Annotated in this window: 18 protein-coding genes; 5 read left to right on the forward strand and 13 right to left on the reverse strand. The window is 73.2% G+C overall.

From position 1 onward, the window contains the following. Nucleotides 1–78 precede the first annotated feature (78 nt). Nucleotides 79–1,092 carry a PAS domain-containing protein gene (locus LV457_RS10915; RefSeq protein WP_232171037.1) on the forward strand — a complete coding sequence of 338 codons (1,014 nt, stop codon included), beginning with the start codon at nt 79–81 and terminating at the stop codon, nt 1,090–1,092. Here LV457_RS10915 and LV457_RS10920 read toward each other — a convergent pair. The 7 genes from LV457_RS10920 to ssd all read right to left on the reverse strand — a co-directional run bounded on the left by LV457_RS10920 (nt 1,089) and on the right by ssd (nt 5,557). Beyond that, nucleotides 1,089–1,406, reverse strand: coding sequence for an Rv3654c family TadE-like protein (locus tag LV457_RS10920; protein WP_232171039.1), 318 nt, complete (start codon nt 1,404–1,406; stop codon nt 1,089–1,091). The genes LV457_RS10915 and LV457_RS10920 overlap by 4 nt on opposite strands. 13 nt (nt 1,407–1,419) lie before the next feature. Then, the gene (locus LV457_RS10925) at nt 1,420–1,683 is read right to left on the reverse strand and encodes a TadE family type IV pilus minor pilin (RefSeq protein WP_232171480.1); all 264 of its coding nucleotides are present in this window, start codon (nt 1,681–1,683) and stop codon (nt 1,420–1,422) included. Nucleotides 1,684–1,751: 68 nt separating this feature from the next. After that, nucleotides 1,752–1,955: a DUF4244 domain-containing protein gene (locus tag LV457_RS10930; protein ID WP_374198815.1), complete on the reverse strand. Its 204-nt coding sequence runs from the start codon at nt 1,953–1,955 to the stop codon at nt 1,752–1,754. 44 nt (nt 1,956–1,999) lie between these two features. Further along, nucleotides 2,000–2,575, reverse strand: a complete 576-nt coding sequence (locus tag LV457_RS10935) for a type II secretion system F family protein (RefSeq protein WP_232171042.1) — start codon at nt 2,573–2,575, stop codon at nt 2,000–2,002. Continuing rightward, nucleotides 2,572–3,354: a type II secretion system F family protein gene (locus tag LV457_RS10940; protein WP_232171044.1), complete on the reverse strand. Its 783-nt coding sequence runs from the start codon at nt 3,352–3,354 to the stop codon at nt 2,572–2,574. Before LV457_RS10940 ends, LV457_RS10935 begins: the two co-directional genes overlap by 4 nt. Next, nucleotides 3,351–4,517 (reverse strand): TadA family conjugal transfer-associated ATPase, encoded by a 1,167-nt coding sequence (locus LV457_RS10945; protein WP_232171046.1) that lies wholly within the window; start codon nt 4,515–4,517, stop codon nt 3,351–3,353. Before LV457_RS10945 ends, LV457_RS10940 begins: the two co-directional genes overlap by 4 nt. Next, on the reverse strand, nt 4,514–5,557 hold the full coding sequence (ssd, locus tag LV457_RS10950) for a septum site-determining protein Ssd (protein ID WP_232171482.1): 1,044 nt from the start codon (nt 5,555–5,557) through the stop codon (nt 4,514–4,516). The genes LV457_RS10945 and ssd overlap by 4 nt, the downstream gene beginning before the upstream one ends. A 505-nt stretch (nt 5,558–6,062) precedes the next feature. On the opposite strand from ssd, the gene LV457_RS10955 reads away from it, so the two are divergent. Beyond that, nucleotides 6,063–6,872, forward strand: coding sequence for an HAD-IB family hydrolase (locus tag LV457_RS10955; RefSeq protein ID WP_374198829.1), 810 nt, complete (start codon nt 6,063–6,065; stop codon nt 6,870–6,872). Nucleotides 6,873–7,240: 368 nt separating this feature from the next. Here LV457_RS10955 and LV457_RS10960 read toward each other — a convergent pair whose 3' ends face one another. After that, a complete protein-coding gene (locus LV457_RS10960) occupies nt 7,241–7,981 on the reverse strand; it encodes an oxidoreductase (protein WP_232171048.1) in 741 nt (246 codons plus the stop codon). Between the two features lie 104 nt (nt 7,982–8,085). Between LV457_RS10960 and acs the strand changes: the two genes are divergently transcribed. Next, a complete protein-coding gene (gene acs, locus LV457_RS10965; protein WP_232171050.1) occupies nt 8,086–10,050 on the forward strand; it encodes an acetate--CoA ligase in 1,965 nt (654 codons plus the stop codon). A 79-nt stretch (nt 10,051–10,129) separates the two neighbouring features. Here the strand turns inward: acs and LV457_RS10970 are convergent, their stop codons facing one another. Beyond that, nucleotides 10,130–10,816, reverse strand: a complete 687-nt coding sequence (locus tag LV457_RS10970; protein WP_232171052.1) for a S1 family peptidase — start codon at nt 10,814–10,816, stop codon at nt 10,130–10,132. Between the two features lie 189 nt (nt 10,817–11,005). On the opposite strand from LV457_RS10970, the gene LV457_RS10975 reads away from it, so the two are divergent. Both LV457_RS10975 and LV457_RS10980 read left to right on the forward strand, forming a co-directional pair. Beyond that, the gene (locus tag LV457_RS10975) at nt 11,006–11,515 is read left to right on the forward strand and encodes a phage holin family protein (protein WP_232171054.1); all 510 of its coding nucleotides are present in this window, start codon (nt 11,006–11,008) and stop codon (nt 11,513–11,515) included. Between the two features lie 20 nt (nt 11,516–11,535). Further along, entirely contained in the window at nt 11,536–12,519 is a 984-nt protein-coding gene (locus LV457_RS10980) for an alpha/beta fold hydrolase (protein WP_232171056.1), read from the forward strand. On the opposite strand, the gene marP is transcribed toward LV457_RS10980, so the two are convergent. Genes marP through nth form a run of 4 tightly spaced genes read right to left on the reverse strand, consistent with a single transcriptional unit; the run spans nt 12,516 to nt 15,907 of the window. Next, nucleotides 12,516–13,703, reverse strand: coding sequence for an acid resistance serine protease MarP (marP, locus tag LV457_RS10985; RefSeq protein ID WP_232171058.1), 1,188 nt, complete (start codon nt 13,701–13,703; stop codon nt 12,516–12,518). The genes LV457_RS10980 and marP overlap by 4 nt on opposite strands. Beyond that, the gene (locus LV457_RS10990) at nt 13,700–14,482 is read right to left on the reverse strand and encodes a CoA pyrophosphatase (RefSeq protein WP_232171060.1); all 783 of its coding nucleotides are present in this window, start codon (nt 14,480–14,482) and stop codon (nt 13,700–13,702) included. Before LV457_RS10990 ends, marP begins: the two co-directional genes overlap by 4 nt. Beyond that, nucleotides 14,479–15,117: a TlpA disulfide reductase family protein gene (locus LV457_RS10995; RefSeq protein ID WP_232171063.1), complete on the reverse strand. Its 639-nt coding sequence runs from the start codon at nt 15,115–15,117 to the stop codon at nt 14,479–14,481. The genes LV457_RS10990 and LV457_RS10995 overlap by 4 nt, the downstream gene beginning before the upstream one ends. A 10-nt stretch (nt 15,118–15,127) precedes the next feature. Next, nucleotides 15,128–15,907: an endonuclease III gene (gene nth, locus LV457_RS11000; RefSeq protein WP_374198816.1), complete on the reverse strand. Its 780-nt coding sequence runs from the start codon at nt 15,905–15,907 to the stop codon at nt 15,128–15,130. Nucleotides 15,908–15,913 lie beyond the last annotated feature (6 nt).

Consider the following 15,913-nt stretch of genomic DNA (forward strand, 5'->3'; position numbering starts at 1 on the left):
ATGCAAGCACTGTCGGCCACGGATTCCGCGGCGCTGCCGTGCGGCAACAGGCCAGCGAACCCTGGGTAGACTGACCCGATGCGCCACGACTGGTTGCTCGTGGAGACACTGGGCGAAGAACCCGTCGTCGTCGCCGTGGGCAGGCAACAGAAGAACATGGTGCCCGTCAACGCTTTTCTGCGCCGCAGCCCGCTGCTGTCGTCGGTGAACGCGGCGATCGCCGACACCATCCGACACGGCCAGGGCCTGAGCAGCGCCGCACCGAAGAAGGACCGCGTGATCCGCACCGAGCCGGTGCAGATGTCCGACGGCCGGGTGCACGGCGTGCACGTCTGGGCCGGGCCGGCGGGCGCCGAGGTGCCCGAGCGGCCCGTGCCCGGCCCGCTGATCTGGGACATGACGAGCGGCGTCGCGACGGACACGCCCGAGTCGCTGCGCAACAGCGGCATGAACCCGGACGACGAAGTGACCCATGGCCGTGCGTTCGCCGAGGACCTGCCGCGTCGCGACCTCAACCCGAGTGAGACCCGGGTGCTGTCGATGGCCATCACCAGCCGACCCGGCGACGCGCTGTGCACCACCTGGGACATCACCGGCCGCGACGGGGAACTCATCACGGTCGGGTTCGTCGCCCGGGTCGGCACCGAGATCGTGGCGGGCAGTGAACATCTCATCGCCCGGGCGATGAACTGGCGCAGCGAGCGGCCGAACCCCGTCGTCGCTCCCGACCACCTCGCGCAACGCATCCTCGACGGCCTCGCGCAGCCGGGCGTGTATCGGGCGCTGGTGGATCTGCGGTCGTGGACGCTGCTCAAGTGGCTCGACGATCCCTGCCCGTACTACGACTGGCGCGCCGCCCGGCGGTTCCACCCGGACGACGAGGGCCAGTTCGCCACCATGGCAACCGAATTCGCCCGCGGGCCGACGTCACGCGTGCTGCGGCTGCCGGGCGTCGACGGCGGCTGGGTGTCGCTGCACGTGACGATCAACCGGGTGGAGCTCGAACCGGGCGTGGTCGCCGGGTTGATCGCGCTGCGGCTGCCCACCCCGAGCGAGCGCAACGACCCGCAGCTCGTCGGCCCCGCCAGCTAGGTCGCCGGTCCGGCCCGGGCCGCTGCCCGCGCCGGCCCGCCGGGCCACGCCAGCAACGCCGGCGTCACCTCGACCGTCACCACGACGTCCAGACCGTCGAGCGCGCATTCGTGCCCGCTCGCGCCCAGCCGGTGGGCCACCGCGGCCGATTCCTCGCACGCCGCCGCGGCGCCGGCCGGCACCCGGGTGGCGGCGGCGAGCGCCGCGAGGTCGGCGGCGGCCTGGGCTCGGTGCCGCGCCACCACCGCCGCGCCCAGCTGCGCCGCCGCCACCGTCAGCACGACCAGCGTGACCAGCATCGCGGCCGTCAGCACGGTCGCTATCCCGTCATCGCGCGCCCACCGGCTCCGCGACCGACACCCCCTCCGCCGCCACCCGAAGGCCCGGGAGCAGCGGCGCGGCAACCGACACTCGCGCCACCACGAATTCGCCGTCGCGCCGCAGCTCGACCACCGCACCCGCGGGCGCAATCCGTTGTGCCGCAGCGCGAGCCGACGCGTCGTCGCCCCGCGCCACCAGTCGCGCCGCCTCCCGCGCCGCATCGACGCAGCGCACCTGCATGCTGATGGCCGCGATCCCGGCGGCGCACATCGCCAGCACCACCACCAGCGTCGCGACCCCGATGGCCGCCTCGACGGTGACGCCGCCGGCCTCGCCACCTAGACGCTGGTGTTGAGCGCCCGCGCGATGAGCCCCGACAGCGCGCTGACGATGGAGTCGCCCGTCACCACGCTGTAGAGGATCGCCCCGAACGCCGCCGCGGCGATGGTGCCGATCGCGTATTCGACCGTCGACATGCCGTCCTCGTCCTCCGCGAGCAGCGCGGCGCGCACCTGCAACTCCGCGATCATCTCGTCCCACATCCTGATTCCCTCCCCTTCGCGGTCACGGACCGTCCGTGAACCAGTTACGACAGCGCCGGCCCCAGCACGTCGCCCGCCAGCCCGGCGACCACCGGCACGATGCCCAAGCAGACGAACGCCGGCAGGAAACACAGCCCGAGCGGCCCGGCGATCAGGACCCCGGCGCGTTCCGCGGCGGCTTTCGCGGCGTCGGCAGCGTCGTGCCGGCACTGCACCGCCAGGTCCTCGACGCCGTGGGCCAGCGCCGCGCCCGAGGCGGCGGATCGGCGTGCGAGCCGCAGCAGTGCCTGCCCGACGGCTCCGGCGGCCTCGTCGGGTGCCCAGGCCGCGGCCGGGTCGCCCCCCAGCGCCAGCAGGTCGGCGGCGCGGCGCAGCAGCCGTGCCAGTGCGGGCGGCGCCGATGCGGCGGCGGCACCCGCCGCCGTGGACACAGCCATGCCGGCGGTCAGACACACTGCGAAGACGTCCAGAGCGGAGGCGACGGTGATCGGATCATCCGGCGCCGGCGTCGGATTCGCCGACGCGGGAACCCGCACCGCGGCCCCGGCGCGAGCCCGTACGCGGTGCCGTCCCGGCGCCGTCAGCAGCGCCGCCGCCAACAGCAGCGCGGCCACGCTCACGACGTCACCCGCCGGGTGATCCGGTCGGCCCAGAGCAGCCCCGCGCACGCCAGACCCACACCGAGCGCGAGCACCACCCCACCGGCTCCACCCGACAGCAGGAAGGTCAGCGGGTCGGCGCCGACGAGCTGGCCGAGCAGCACGCCGAGCCCCGGCAGACCCGCGAGAACGGCGGCGGTGGCCCGCGGCCCCGCCAGGTCCGCCTCGACGCGAGCGGTCATGCGGGTGCGTTCGACGATGTCGCGCTGCGCCGACCGCATCAGGGTGGCCATCGCCAGCCCGTGCTGTGCCGCCAGTTCCCAGGCGACCGCGAGCCGGTCCCACAGCGCAGGCGCCGCCGAGTCCGCGCCCACCGCCCGCAGCCCGGCGCCCACGTCGCCGCCGAGCCGGGCCCGCGCCGCCACCGCGGCCAGCGCCGACCCGACGTCCGCACGGCTCTCGGCGGCCGCGGCGTCGAAGGCGGCCACCGGATGCGCCCCGATCCGCAACTCCCCCACCAGCGTCTCCAACGCCGACTCCAGCGCCTGTGCGTGCGCCGCGGCCGCTCGCCGCCGCACCGCTTCCCGGTGTCGCCGCCAGCCGGTGCCCGCCACGACCGCAGCGGCCGCCACCACCGAGACAGGCAGCCACCACAGCGCCGCCGCGACCGCGGCCGCGACGACCCCGACACGGACGTGCCGTGGTGGCCGACGGCGGCGGGCGGGCAGCAGCGCCCGCGAGCGCGAGGCCGTGGGCGCCACCAGCAACGCGGCCGCCAAGGCCATCGCCGCGGCCGTCACCGTGGCCGCCGCAGATCGATCAGCTGCCGCAACATCGCCGCGGCCGGGCCGTCGCCGTCCTCGGCGGACCAGGCGGTGGCCGCTACGACGCGATCGTTCGAATCCCGTTGCAGCACCGCCACTTCGGCGAGCCGCCGGGCCCCGTCGGCGCCGCGCCGCACGTGCAGCACCACCTGGACGGCCGCCGCCAGCTGGCTGTGCAGCGCCGCGCGGTCGAGCCCGCCGGTGCCCGCGAGTGCCTCCAGCCGCGCGGGCACCTCCCCGGGGTTGTTGGCGTGCACCGTGCCGGCACCGCCGTCGTGCCCGGTGTTCAGCGCGGCGAGCAGGTCGACGACCTCGGCGCCGCGCACCTCGCCGACGACGATCCGGTCGGGCCGCATCCGCAGCGCCTGCCGCACCAGATCGCGCACCGTCACCTCGCCGGCGCCCTCGACGTTCGCGCCGCGCGCCACCAGGTTCACCACGTGCGGGTGGCACGGCGCCAGCTCCGCGGCGTCCTCGACGCAGACGATGCGCTCCGCGGGCGCGATGGCCCCGAGCGCCGCGGCCAGGAGCGTCGTCTTACCGGCGCCGGTGCCGCCCGTCACCAGGAACGCCAACCGCGCCGCGATGATCCGGTGGATCAGGTCGGCGGCGGCCGGGTGGACGGTGCCGGCCCGGACCAGTGCGGGCAGGTCCTGGGTGGCGGGCCGCAGCACGCGCAGCGACAGACAGGTGCCGCCGGTGGCGATCGGCGCCAGCACCGCGTGGAGCCGGACGGCGAACCCGCCGGTGCCGATGCCGGTCAGCTGGCCGTCGACCCACGGCTGCGCATCGTCGAGCCGGCGGCCGGCAGCCAGCGCCAGCCGCTGCGCCAGCCGCCGCACCGCGGCCTCGTCGGCGAAGCGGATGTCGCTGCGCTGCAGTCCGTGTCCGGTGTCCAACCACACCGCGTCGGGGGCGGTGACCAGCACGTCGGTGGCCCCGTCGGCGCACAGCAGCGGTTCCAGGACGCCGGCGCCGGTGAGTTCGGTCTGCAGCAGTCGCAGCGTGCTCAGCACCTCGGTGTCGCCGAGCACGCCGCCCGACTCCGCGCGGATGGCCGCGGCGACGACGTTGGGCCGCAGCGGCGCTGCTTCGGCGGCCAGCCGCTCGCGGACCCGGTCGACCAGCGAGGCGCTCATGCCGCATCCCGGGCGGGCTGCCGGCCCAGCACCTGCAGCACGCGGACCGCCGCGCGGCCGAGCGGCGACCGGCCCCGCACCCGCAGGCCGCCGTGCTCGAGCGAGTCGGCGAGCCGCGGTGCCGGCCGCATCGCGGCCAGCAGCGGCAATCCGCACAGTGACGCGACGTCCCCTGCGCTCAGGCCGCCGGGCGACGGTCCGCGCACCACGAGACCGGTGTTGGGGTTTCGGCCGCTGACCGCCGGCGCCATGGCCGCGCCGGCCGCGCACGCCCGCAAGTCCCCGGCGGTGACGACGACGACGAGGTCGGCGAGGTCGAGCACCGTCTCGGCCGCGGCCGTCAGCCGGCGGGGCACGTCGCACACCACGGTCACGCCGCCGCGGCGGGCGGCATCCACCACCGCCGTCACCGGACCTGCCGCGATGTCGAGGGCGGTTCGCGCCGACGAGAGCACGCTCACGCCACCGATCCGGGGCAACGCGTCGTGGAGCGCCGTCCAGTCGATCCGGCCGTCCTGCACCACGAGGTCCGGCCAGCGCAGGCCGCTCGAGCGCTCACCGCCGAGCAGCAGGTCGAGCCCGCCGCTCCACGGATCGACGTCGATCAGCAGCGACTGCGCCGCCGAGAGCGCGACCGCCGCGGCGAAGACCGAGGCGCCCGCGCCACCGTGGCCGCCGATCACCGCGACGACCGGACCGCGACCGGCGTCCCGGCCGAGCTCGTCGACCGCTTCGGCCAGTCGGGCGGTGAGCTCCCGCACCTGCGCCGGCAGCCGCAACACCGATTCGGCGCCCACCGCCACCGCCGCCTGCCACAGCGTGTCGGTCGGCTCGGCGCCCGTCACCAGCACCACCCGCGGCCGCCGGGGAAGCGTCGATGCCGCGAGACGACGGGCCCCGGCGCCGTCGACCACCACCGCGCTCGCCGCCGACCAGACCTTGCGCGCCGGCGCCGCCGCCGGTGCCACCCGCACGACGGGAAGACCGACCGCCGCGGCGACCCGATCCACCTCGTCGCGCAGCGCTGCATCGTCGACGATCGACAGGAACCCGCGCTTCTGCGTCACCCGCTCAGCGTGCCGGCGCCGCCGCGCGGTCGACAGCGCGCCGGCGCAATCTGTGGACAACCTCGCGGCTGGGGAAGGACACCGGTCGGGAGACCGCCAAGACGACGAGCGAGAACACTGTTCCGCAACAAAGCGGTGATCATCGAAACCGGCGGCGGGGCGCGCGAGAGGTGGAGAAAAGGGACGACCCTCGCCAGGGGGGGAGGAGGCGAGGGTCGTCGTGCATCAACCCCGGGGGGTCGGGCTGATACACACTCGGAACGAGCCGAGTGGAGCCCACTATACACACGGGTTTCCGGAACGCCGCAAGCCCTCGCCGAGCCGACGGCAGTGGTCCGCAGCACACCTAACACCGTCTGACATGTGTCTTTCCCTGCCAGTTTGCGGTCGGTCGCGGAATCGGCGCCGCGGGCGGTCCTATCCTTGGGACGTGACCGCGCCCCGGCCGCAGCCGACCATCGCACCGATTCCCGACGGCATGGGAGACGGTGACCCGCCAGCCCGCACCGCAGCGTTCTTCGACCTCGACAAGACGGTGATCGCCAGATCGAGCACGCTCGCTTTCAGCAAACCCTTCTTCGCGCAAGGGCTCCTCAATCGCCGCAGCGTCCTGAAATCGACCTATGCGCATTTCCTGTTCCTGATGTCCGGTGCGGACCACGACCAGATGGACCGCATGCGGGCCTACGTCACCAAGATGTGCGCCGGGTGGGACGTCGAACAGGTCACCTCGATCGTCAACGAGACGCTGCACGACATCATGGATCCGCTGGTGTTCGCCGAGGCGGCCGAACTCATCGCCGACCACAAGCTGTGTGGTCGTGACGTCGTCGTCGTCTCGGCCTCCGGCGAGGAAGTCGTCGCGCCGATCGCCCGGGCGCTCGGCGCAACCCACGCCATGGCCACCCGCATGGTGGTCGAGGACGGCAAGTACACCGGTGAGATCGCCTTCTACTGCTACGGCGAGGGCAAGGCCGAAGCCATCCGCGAGCTGGCGGCGCGCGAGGGATATCCGCTGGAGCACTGCTACGCCTACTCCGACTCCATCACCGATCTGCCGATGCTGGAGACGGTCGGACACCCGACGGTCGTCAACGGCGACCGCGCGCTGCGCCGGGAGGCGGCCGCCCGCGGCTGGCCGACGCTCACCTTCACCAAGCCCGTGTCCCTGCGCGACCGCCTTCCGGCGCCGTCGAGCGCGGCCGTCGCCACCACCGCGGCGGTCGGCGTCAGTGCGCTGGCGGCCGGCGCGCTCACCTACTCGCTGCTGCGACGCTTCCTGCCCTGACGGCGATTCGCTGCGGCCCGGAAATCGCGGCCGGAACACTTGATGTGACCGCGGTCACGTAGTACAAAGGAGGCACGGAGCCCGGGAAGGCCAAGACCGGTTCGGAAGAGAAGGGCCGGTCTCCCGCAACCGGGTTCCCAGCACGGAGTCAGGTACCCACGCGGAGCACGCCGCGATGATGGCAGAAGCGTTGCGGGCCTGCGGCATTGCGCATAGCGGACGGTACGGTTGCCCTTTGGGTGGGGCGTCCGCCGTAGCGCAGCGCGATGTCCGCCGAGGCCAACCCACGCAACCCACAACGCACGCTTGGTAACCGGGCCCCCGTGCTAGCGGGCGGCGAGCCGAATCCTTCGGAGCGCCGCCCGCTTTCACTTTGCCGAGGCGGCGATCGACATCCCCTCGCGGGCGCCCTCGCGCAACCCGTCGCAGCACAGCAGGATCCACCTGCGCAAGCTGTCCGGACGGCCCGACCCGAACCCTTCCGCGGCGGCCCGGTAGTCGCCGATGCGGCGCATCCAGTGGACCTCGGGAACGCCCAGGCCGTGCGGGTCCAGTCCGGTGACGATGGTGATCAACCGGGACACCGCCCGCGCGACGACACCGTCGGCGGTGCCGAACGGTGCCAGGCTGAGGATCTCGCCGTGCGCCACCGCAGCGAGCACCGGCGCCGGCGCCGTGCTGGTGTCGAGGATGTTGGCCAGCAGCGCCAGCCGGCCGGCGACGGCGGCGTCGTCGCGCGGCCTGCCCAGCCGCTCGTCGTCGGTCAGATCCGCCGCCGCCAGGCTGTGCAACCGGGCGAGGGCCTGCATCGGCGCACGCTGCCACACCGAGACCAGGCTCGTGGCGCCGCCCTCGAGGGCCTGTCCGACCCGCAGTGCACCCGCCAGCACCGGCTCGGCGGCCTCGTCGCCCGTCGGCAGGTGCAGCGAGCCCCCGTCGAGCACCGACGACGACCGGGCGCCCCGCAACGCCGACTCCGCCGCCGACGCCGGCCAGCCCCGCAGGTTCGTCCGGTGCCGGTGCACCTTGCCGAGCGCCTCCCGGACCTCCTCGCTGGCAGCCGCCACACCGGGCAGTGCGGTCAGCGGGGCCAGCAGGTCAGCGCTCACGGCCGGTCACGGTACGCGCCCAGGCGCCGCGAGCGGTACCGGCGTGCGCAGCGGTCCGCCAATACCCACCGACGTCACCGGGTGCGTGACTAGGCTCAGAAGGCATGACCGACAACCATTCACAGGCGCCGTCGTCATATCCGCCCTCGCCGGAATTCGCCGCGCAGGCGAACGCCAAGGCCGACCTCTACGAGCGGGCCGAGGCGGATCGGCTGGCGTTCTGGGCCGAGCAGGCGAACCGGCTGCACTGGGAGACACCGTTCGCCGAGGTGCTCGACTGGTCGGAGGCGCCGTTCGCCAAGTGGTTCGTGGGCGGCACGCTCAACGTCGCGTACAACTGCGTCGACCGCCACGTCGAAGCCGGTCACGGGGAGCGAGTGGCCATCCACTGGGTGGGCGAGCCCGTCGACGATGCCCGCGACATCACGTATGCGGAGCTGCGCGACGAGGTGTGCCGCGCCGCGAACACGCTGACCGACCTCGGGCTGACCGCCGGCGACCGGGTGGCGATCTACATGCCGATGGTGCCGGAGGCCATCGTCGCGATGCTGGCCTGCGCGCGACTGGGCGTCATGCACTCGGTGGTGTTCGCCGGGTTCTCCGCCGCGGCGCTGCGGGCGCGGATCGAGGACGCGCAGGCCAAGCTGGTGATCACCACCGACGGGCAGTACCGGCGCGGCAAGGCGGCGGCGCTCAAGAGCGGTGTCGACGAGGCCATCGACGGCCTGGGCGACGACAACCCCGTCGAACACGTCCTGGTGGTGCGTCGCACGGGCATCGACACCCCCTGGACGGCGGGCCGGGACCTGTGGTGGGACGAGGTGGTCCCACAGGCGTCGAGCGAGCACACTGCGGCGGGATTCGACTCCGAACAGCCGCTGTTCCTGCTCTACACGTCCGGCACGACGGGCAAGCCGAAGGGCATCCTGCACACCTCGGGCGGCTACCTCACCCAGGCGTCGTACACCCACTACAACGTGTTCGACGTCAAGCCGGAGACCGACGTCTACTGGTGCACCGCCGACATCGGCTGGGTCACCGGACACACCTACCTGGTCTACGGCCCGCTGTCGAACGGCGTCACGCAGGTGGTCTACGAGGGCACCCCGAACTCCCCCGACGAGCACCGGCACTACCAGATCATCGAGCGCTACGGCGTCACGATCTACTACACGGCGCCCACCCTCATCCGCACCTTCATGAAGTGGGGCCGCGAGCTGGCCTTCGAGCACGACCTGTCGAGTCTGCGGCTGCTCGGATCGGTCGGCGAGCCGATCAACCCCGAGGCCTGGCGGTGGTACCGGCTGGTGTTCGGCGGCGACCGGACACCGATCGTCGACACCTGGTGGCAGACCGAGACCGGCGCCATCATGATCTCGCCGCTGCCCGGCGTGACCGACTGCAAGCCCGGTTCGGCCATGCGGCCGCTGCCCGGCATCTCGGCGAAGATCGTCGACGACGACGGCAACGATCTGGCGCCCGGCCCGGACCGCGGCGAGCACGCCACCGGCTACCTCGTGCTCGACAAGCCGTGGCCGGCGATGCTGCGCGGCATCTGGGGTGATCCCGAGCGGTTCGAGGAGACCTACTGGTCGAGATTCGCCCAGCAGGGCTGGTACTTCGCCGGCGACGGCGCCCGGTTCGGCAGCGACGGCGAGATCTGGGTGCTGGGCCGCATCGACGACGTGATGAACGTGTCCGGCCACCGCATCTCCACCGCGGAGGTGGAGTCGGCGCTCGTCGGGCATGCCGGTGTCGCCGAGGCGGCCGTGGTCGGCGCCGCCGACGAGCAGACCGGGCAGGGCATCTGCGCGTTCGTCATCCTCAAGTCGCACGCCAAGCAGCGGCCGCACGACGAGTTGGTGGAGGAGCTGCGCACCGAGGTCGCCAAGGAGATCTCGCCGATCGCCAAGCCGCGGGAGATCCACGTGGTGCCCGAGCTGCCGAAGACCCGCAGCGGCAAGATCATGCGACGGCTGCTGCGCGACGTCGCCGAGGGCCGCGAGCTCGGCGACACCTCGACACTGGTCGATCCGGGCGTGTTCGAAGCGATCCGCGCTTCGAAGTAGCCCCGCGAAATCGAATTCCCGGTCGTGTTTTGCGCGATTCGACGACCGGGAATTCGGTTTCGGCGCGCAAAGGGGGGCGTCAGGCGACCGGCCGGAAGCCCGCGCCGGCACGGTTCTTGGCCGCCATGTCGGCGAGCTGGGCGTTGATGGACATGGTGACCGCCGGGGTGTGCAGCGGCACGTACTTCACCACGCACGTCGGCAGGGCATCGCTGAAGGCGCCGTGGATCATGCCGACCAGCCGGTTGTTCACGGTGACCGGCGCGCCGGAGTCGCCGGGCTGCCCGCAGACCTGGTTGAGGATGGTGCCCGGCTGTTCGCCCGGCCCCCACGTCACGCCGCAGGTGTAGCCGGTGGTGCGGCCGAGCTTGCAGGCGACCTCACCGAACGCCGGGTCGGGTCCCAGACCGGCGATGGTGAACCCGTCGTAGGTGGACACCGGGGCCACCAGCGCCGGGTCGAATTCGACGACGGCGTAGTCCAGCCCCTCGTTGCCGGCGACCATCGTGCCGATGGTGCCGCGGTCGCGGGCCGCCTCGGCGGCCACCGCCGCACCGGGGCCGCCGCAGTGCGCCGAGGTGAACCCGACGAGCTTGCCGCGGTTGTCGGTGCCGATGGCGGTCAGCGTGCACAGCGACGAGTTGTCGACGACGATGCCCGCGCCGCCGCCCAGGGGAACACGCCCGTCGGCCGCGCTCGCCGGCGCAGCGAGCAGGCCGATCACCAGAAGCGTTGCGGCGGCGAGGATGTGGCAGGCGGTCCGCACGGCTTACCTCCTGCCCAGACCCATCCCCGCGGATGACGTCGTCACCATCGTAGCGAGGTCACAGCAGCACCAACCGTCCCAGCGTCGGCGGCGTGAGCCACGACCACCCTCGTCGCCGGGGACCGCACGTGGCAACATAAGCCGCGACGACGCAGCAGCGATCACGTCGACCGCGGGAAGGAACCGTCTGTGAGCAATGGTGACCGCAAGAGCAACGTGCCCACCACCGTCACCTCCATTCCGCTGACCGACCCGCACGCGGTGTCCGCCGACCCGTCCATCGGCGAGCTCGTCAAGGACGCCACCACCCAGGTGTCGACGCTGGTCCGCGCGGAGGTCGAGCTCGCCAAGGCCGAGCTGGTCCGCGACATCAAGAAGGGCCTCACCGGCAGCGTCTTCTTCATCGGCGCGCTGGTCATCCTGTTCTACTCGACGTTCTTCTTCTTCTTCTTCCTCGCCTCGCTGCTCGACACCTGGCTGTGGACGTGGGTCTCCTACCTCATCGTGTTCGGCATCATGGTCGTGGTGACGGCGCTGCTCGCGCTGTTCGGCTACCTCAAGGTGCGCCGGATCCGCGGCCCGCAGCAGACCATCAAGTCCGTCAAGGAGACACGCGACGCCTTCACCTCGCCGGACCGCAGGTCGCTGCCGGCGCAGGCCGCCGCGAAGGAGACCGCCACCGATCCGTCGGGCTGGTAGGCCGGCGCCGGGGATCGTCGGTGGGGCTGCGCAGCCGTCGCCGCGGCGGCGGGCCGCCGCCCGACCCGTCGTCGGTGCGCATCGGCGGTCCGTGGCGTCACTTCGACGTACACGCCAACGGCATCCGGTTCCACGTCGTCGAGGCGCTTGCCGACGGCGACCCGACCCCGCCGACGTCGCGCCCGCTGGTCGTCATGCTGCACGGCTTCGGTTCGTTCTGGTGGTCGTGGCGACACCAGCTGCGGGGGCTGCGCGGCGTCCGGGCGGTGGCGGTGGATCTGCGCGGCTACGGCGGCAGCGACAAGCCGCCGCGCGGCTACGACGGCTGGACGCTCGCCGGTGACACCGCCGGGCTGGTCCGGGCGCTCGGGCATTCGCAGGCCACGCTGATCGGCCACGCCGACGGCGGGCTGGTGTGCTGGGCGACGTCGGTGCTGCACCGCCGGGCGGTCCGCGCGATCGGGCTGGTGAGCTCACCGCATCCGGCGGCGTTGCGCGCGTCGGCGCTGACCCGCCGCGACCAGGGGTACGCGCTGCTGCCGTCGCTGTTGCGCTACCAGCTTCCGCGCTGGCCCGAGCGGACGCTGACGCGCGACGACGCCGCGGAGCTCGAGCGGCTGGTGCGCAGCCGGTCCGGCCCCGACTGGCCGACGACGCCGGACTTCGCCGAGACGATGACGCACCTGCGGCGCGCGGTGCGCATCCCGTCGGCGGCGCACTGCGCGCTGGAGTACCAGCGGTGGGCGGTGCGCAGTCAGCTCCGCACCGAAGGGTGGCGCTTCATGCGGTCGATGCACCGCGATCTTCCGGTGCCCATGCTGCACATGCGGGGCGAGCTCGATCCCTACGTGCTGGCCGACCCGGTCGACCGCTCGCGCCGATTCGCGCCCGACGGGCGGTACGTCGCGATCGCCGGCGCGGGACACTACAGCCACGAGGAGTGCCCCGACGCCGTCAACGGGCACCTGTCGAGGTTCCTGGCGCAGGTCTACGGGCCGCGTTAGCCGACGCAGGCGCCGGTGTCCACCGCCTGGGTGTTGGCCGCCCTGGCCCGCTGCGGGCCGATCTCCTGGGCGGTGAGCACGAAGCCGGTGTCGGCGTCGTCGACCGCGGCGCCGAAGACCACGCCGAGCACTTGGCCCTGCGCGTCGATCAGCGGTCCGCCGGAGTTCCCCTGCCGCACGGTGCCGCGGATGGTGTACACCTGCCGCGTCACGGTGGTGGTCCGGTAGATGTCGGGGCCGTTGAGCGGCAGGATGTCGCGGATGCGGGCCGGGGTGGCGGTGAACGCGCCGCCGCCGGGGTAGCCGAGCACGACGGCGCTGTCGCCCGTCTCGGCGGGTTCGGGTGCGAACGGCAGCGGCGGCGCCGTCAGGTCCGGGACGCTGAGAATCGAGATGTCGGCGCCCGGGTCGTAGGACACCACGGTGGCGTCGTAGGTCTGGCCGCCGGATTCGACGGTCACCCGCTGCGAGCCGGCGACGACGTGCGCGTTCGACATGACGCGGTGCGGTTCGAAGACGAAGCCGGTGCCTTCGAGCAGCTTGTGGCACACATCCGCCACGCCCTGGATCTTGACGACGCTGGCCTGGGCGTTGGCGACGACCGGCGAGTTCTGCAGCGCCGGATCAGGCACGTCGACGTTGACGATCGGCGTGCGGCTGAACGGCTCCAGCACATTGGGCAGGCCCGACTCGTTGAGCAGCGCCGAGAGCCGGTTCGGCACGGAGCGAAGCCACGGCGGCGCCACCCCGTCGACCTCGGCGAGCACCTTCGAGCCCTTGACGGCGGCCGCCAGCGCCGGCTGGCCGCTCGACGTCAGCGGGATGGCGAGCATCCACGCCGCCACCAGGACCGCGACGAGCTGCAGTCCGACCCCGATGATCGAGTCGACCGTGCGCATCGCCGGGTTGCGGATGGCGCCGCGGACCGCCCGGCCCAGCACCACGCCCGCCACCTCGCCGACCACCACCAGCGCCAGGATCAGAAACAGCGTCGCGAAGAGCTTGGTGCGCGGGCCGTCGATGTGACTGACCAGGTGCGGCGCCAGCAGGACACCCGCCACCGCGCCGAGGACGACCCCGACGAAGGACAGCAGCGAGCCGACCGCGCCCGAGCGCCAGCCCGAGACGGCGGCGACGAACGCGATCGCGAGCACGGCCAGATCGAGCCATTGGGACGACGTCATCGTTGGGCCTCACCGTAGCCGCCGCCCGCCGAGCCCGAACCGACCAGGGACATCGCGGCGTCGAGCTCGAGCACCCTTTCGGTGTCCCACGGCTGCGCCCAGCCCGCGACGTCGAGCAGCGCGGCGATCACCTGACCGGTGAAGCCCCACACCAGCATCTGGTTCAGCAGGAACGCCGGCCCCGCGAACCGCCGGCCGGCGCCGCCCCGGTAGACCGTCAGCCGGTTCTCGGGGTTGACGAACGCGCGCACCGGGACCCGCGTGACGACGGCCGTCTCCGCCTCGTCGACCACGGCGACCGGCCCCGGATCGGTGGCGTAGGCGAGCACCGGCACGACGTGGAAGCCCGACGGCGGGATGTACATCTTCTCCAGCGTCGCGAGCGGCGTGACCCGCGTGGTGTCGAGCCCGGTCTCCTCGGTGGCCTCGCGGAAGGCGGTCGCGACGGGCCCGTCGTCCTCGGGGTCGGCGGCCCCGCCCGGGAACGCGGCCTGGCCGGCGTGGTGGCGCAGCGACGACGCCCGGACGGTCAGCAGCAGGTCCGCGTCGTCGGGCAGGCCGCCGTCGGCGTCAGCCGGTCCGGAGAACAGCGCCAACACCGCGGCGTCGCGGCGCGAGCCGGTGACCGTCGCGGCCGCGTTGGCCGTGGTGATGGCCGCCATCACGTCGGCCGGCACCCGCTTGCGGTAGGCCTTCCGGACGTCGGAGGCGCGGTCGACGAGCGGTCGCAGCCAGGGCGGCGCGGCGTCGGGCGCCAGCGCCGGAGAGGCTCCGCTCACGGTGCTCCACCTCGCTGCTCGTCGACGGCGGCCGCGATCTCGTCGGCGTCGGAGAAGGCCCGCGGCAGGATTGCGGTCACGGTACCGTCCGCCGCCAGCAGCACGGTCGCAGGCATCACGTTGGGCACCCGCAGCGCGGCGGCGATGCGGCGATCGCCGTCGGCGAGCGTCGGCAGCCGCACACCCAGCTCGGCCAGCATGGTCAGCGCCGCCAGCTCGTCGGGGTCCTGGTGCACCGTCACGACGGTGACGGCGTCGCCGACCCGCCGCTGGTACTCGGCCATCGCGGGCAGCTCGTCGCGGCACGGCCCGCACCAGTACGCCCACAGGTTGAGCACGACGGTCCGGCCGGCGACCAGCCGGCCGACGTCGACAGGGCGGCCGTCGGCGGCACAGGTCAGCAACAGGGCGCGCAGCGCCGCCGGGCCGTTGCCGTTGCCCAATGGCGGACACGGTGCGAGGTCGGCCCGTTGCCGGGCGGCGGCCAGGGCGGCCGGGTCCGCACGCGCAGGCCGCTGCGCTGCGGGCCCCTGGCCGGTGTTCCCAGCGTCGGGGCGCAGTTCGGCGAGCAGCGCGATCGCCATCGCCGCGACGAGCACCAACACGGCCACGGTCCAGCGTGTCGTCCTCGACATGACCGGCGCGCTACAACCCCGCCAGCGCCAGCAGGTGCTCGGTCTCCGGGCCCTTGACCAGCGCGGCCGCGGTCGCCTTGGCGGTGGGCCCGATGCCGTAGGACGGGCAGTCCTTCGCCAGCACGCAGACACCGCAGGCGGGTTTGCGGGCGTGGCACACCCGGCGGCCGTGGAAGATCACCCGGTGGCTGAGCAGCGTCCACTCGCTACGTTCGATGAGTTCGCCGACGGCGTGCTCGACCTTCACCGGATCGGTGTGTTCGGTCCAGCGCCAGCGCCGCACCAGCCGGCCGAAGTGCGTGTCGACGGTGATGCCCGGGATGCCGAACGCGTTGCCGAGGATCACGTTGGCGGTCTTGCGGCCGACGCCGGGCAGCGTGACCAGCTCCTCGAGCGTCGCGGGCACCTCGCCGTCGAAGCGTTCGACCAGCTCCTGGCCCAGCCGGATGAGGGCGTTGGCCTTGTTCCGGTAGAACCCGGTCGGCCGCACCAGCTCCTCCAGCTCCGCGCGGTCGGCCTGCGCGTAGTCGAGCGCGGTGCGGTAGCGGGCGAACAGCGCCGGCGTGGTGCGGTTCACGCCCTTGTCGGTGCTCTGCGCCGACAGGATGGTGGCGACGGTGAGCTCGAGCGGGTTGGTGAAGTCGAGCTCGCAGTAGACGTGCGGAAAGGCTTGCGCGAGTGTGCGATTCATGCGCCGGGCGCGTCGCACCAAGCCGAGCCGGGTCTCGTTGTCCCAGTTGCGGGCGGCTTTCCGGCGGGTGGTGGCGCCCGCTGCGTCGCCGTCGGTCATCCCGAT

Source organism: Mycobacterium sp. MYCO198283 (assembly GCF_021213805.1).
Taxonomy (GTDB): Bacteria; Actinomycetota; Actinomycetes; order Mycobacteriales; family Mycobacteriaceae; genus Mycobacterium.

Excerpts from the sequence above, each read along its gene's own strand:
- LV457_RS10915 (WP_232171037.1), top strand. The coding sequence starts at position 79 with ATGCGCCACGACTGGTTGCTCGTGGAGACACTGGGCGAAGAACCCGTC.
- LV457_RS10925 (WP_232171480.1), bottom strand. The coding sequence starts at position 1,683 with ATGTGCGCCGCCGGGATCGCGGCCATCAGCATGCAGGTGCGCTGCGTC.
- LV457_RS10930 (WP_374198815.1), bottom strand. The coding sequence starts at position 1,955 with ATGTGGGACGAGATGATCGCGGAGTTGCAGGTGCGCGCCGCGCTGCTC.
- LV457_RS10945 (WP_232171046.1), bottom strand. The coding sequence starts at position 4,517 with ATGAGCGCCTCGCTGGTCGACCGGGTCCGCGAGCGGCTGGCCGCCGAA.
- LV457_RS10955 (WP_374198829.1), top strand. The coding sequence starts at position 6,063 with ATGGGAGACGGTGACCCGCCAGCCCGCACCGCAGCGTTCTTCGACCTC.
- acs (WP_232171050.1), top strand. The coding sequence starts at position 8,086 with ATGACCGACAACCATTCACAGGCGCCGTCGTCATATCCGCCCTCGCCG.
- marP (WP_232171058.1), bottom strand. The coding sequence starts at position 13,703 with ATGACGTCGTCCCAATGGCTCGATCTGGCCGTGCTCGCGATCGCGTTC.
- LV457_RS10995 (WP_232171063.1), bottom strand. The coding sequence starts at position 15,117 with ATGTCGAGGACGACACGCTGGACCGTGGCCGTGTTGGTGCTCGTCGCG.
- nth (WP_374198816.1), bottom strand. The coding sequence starts at position 15,907 with ATGACCGACGGCGACGCAGCGGGCGCCACCACCCGCCGGAAAGCCGCC.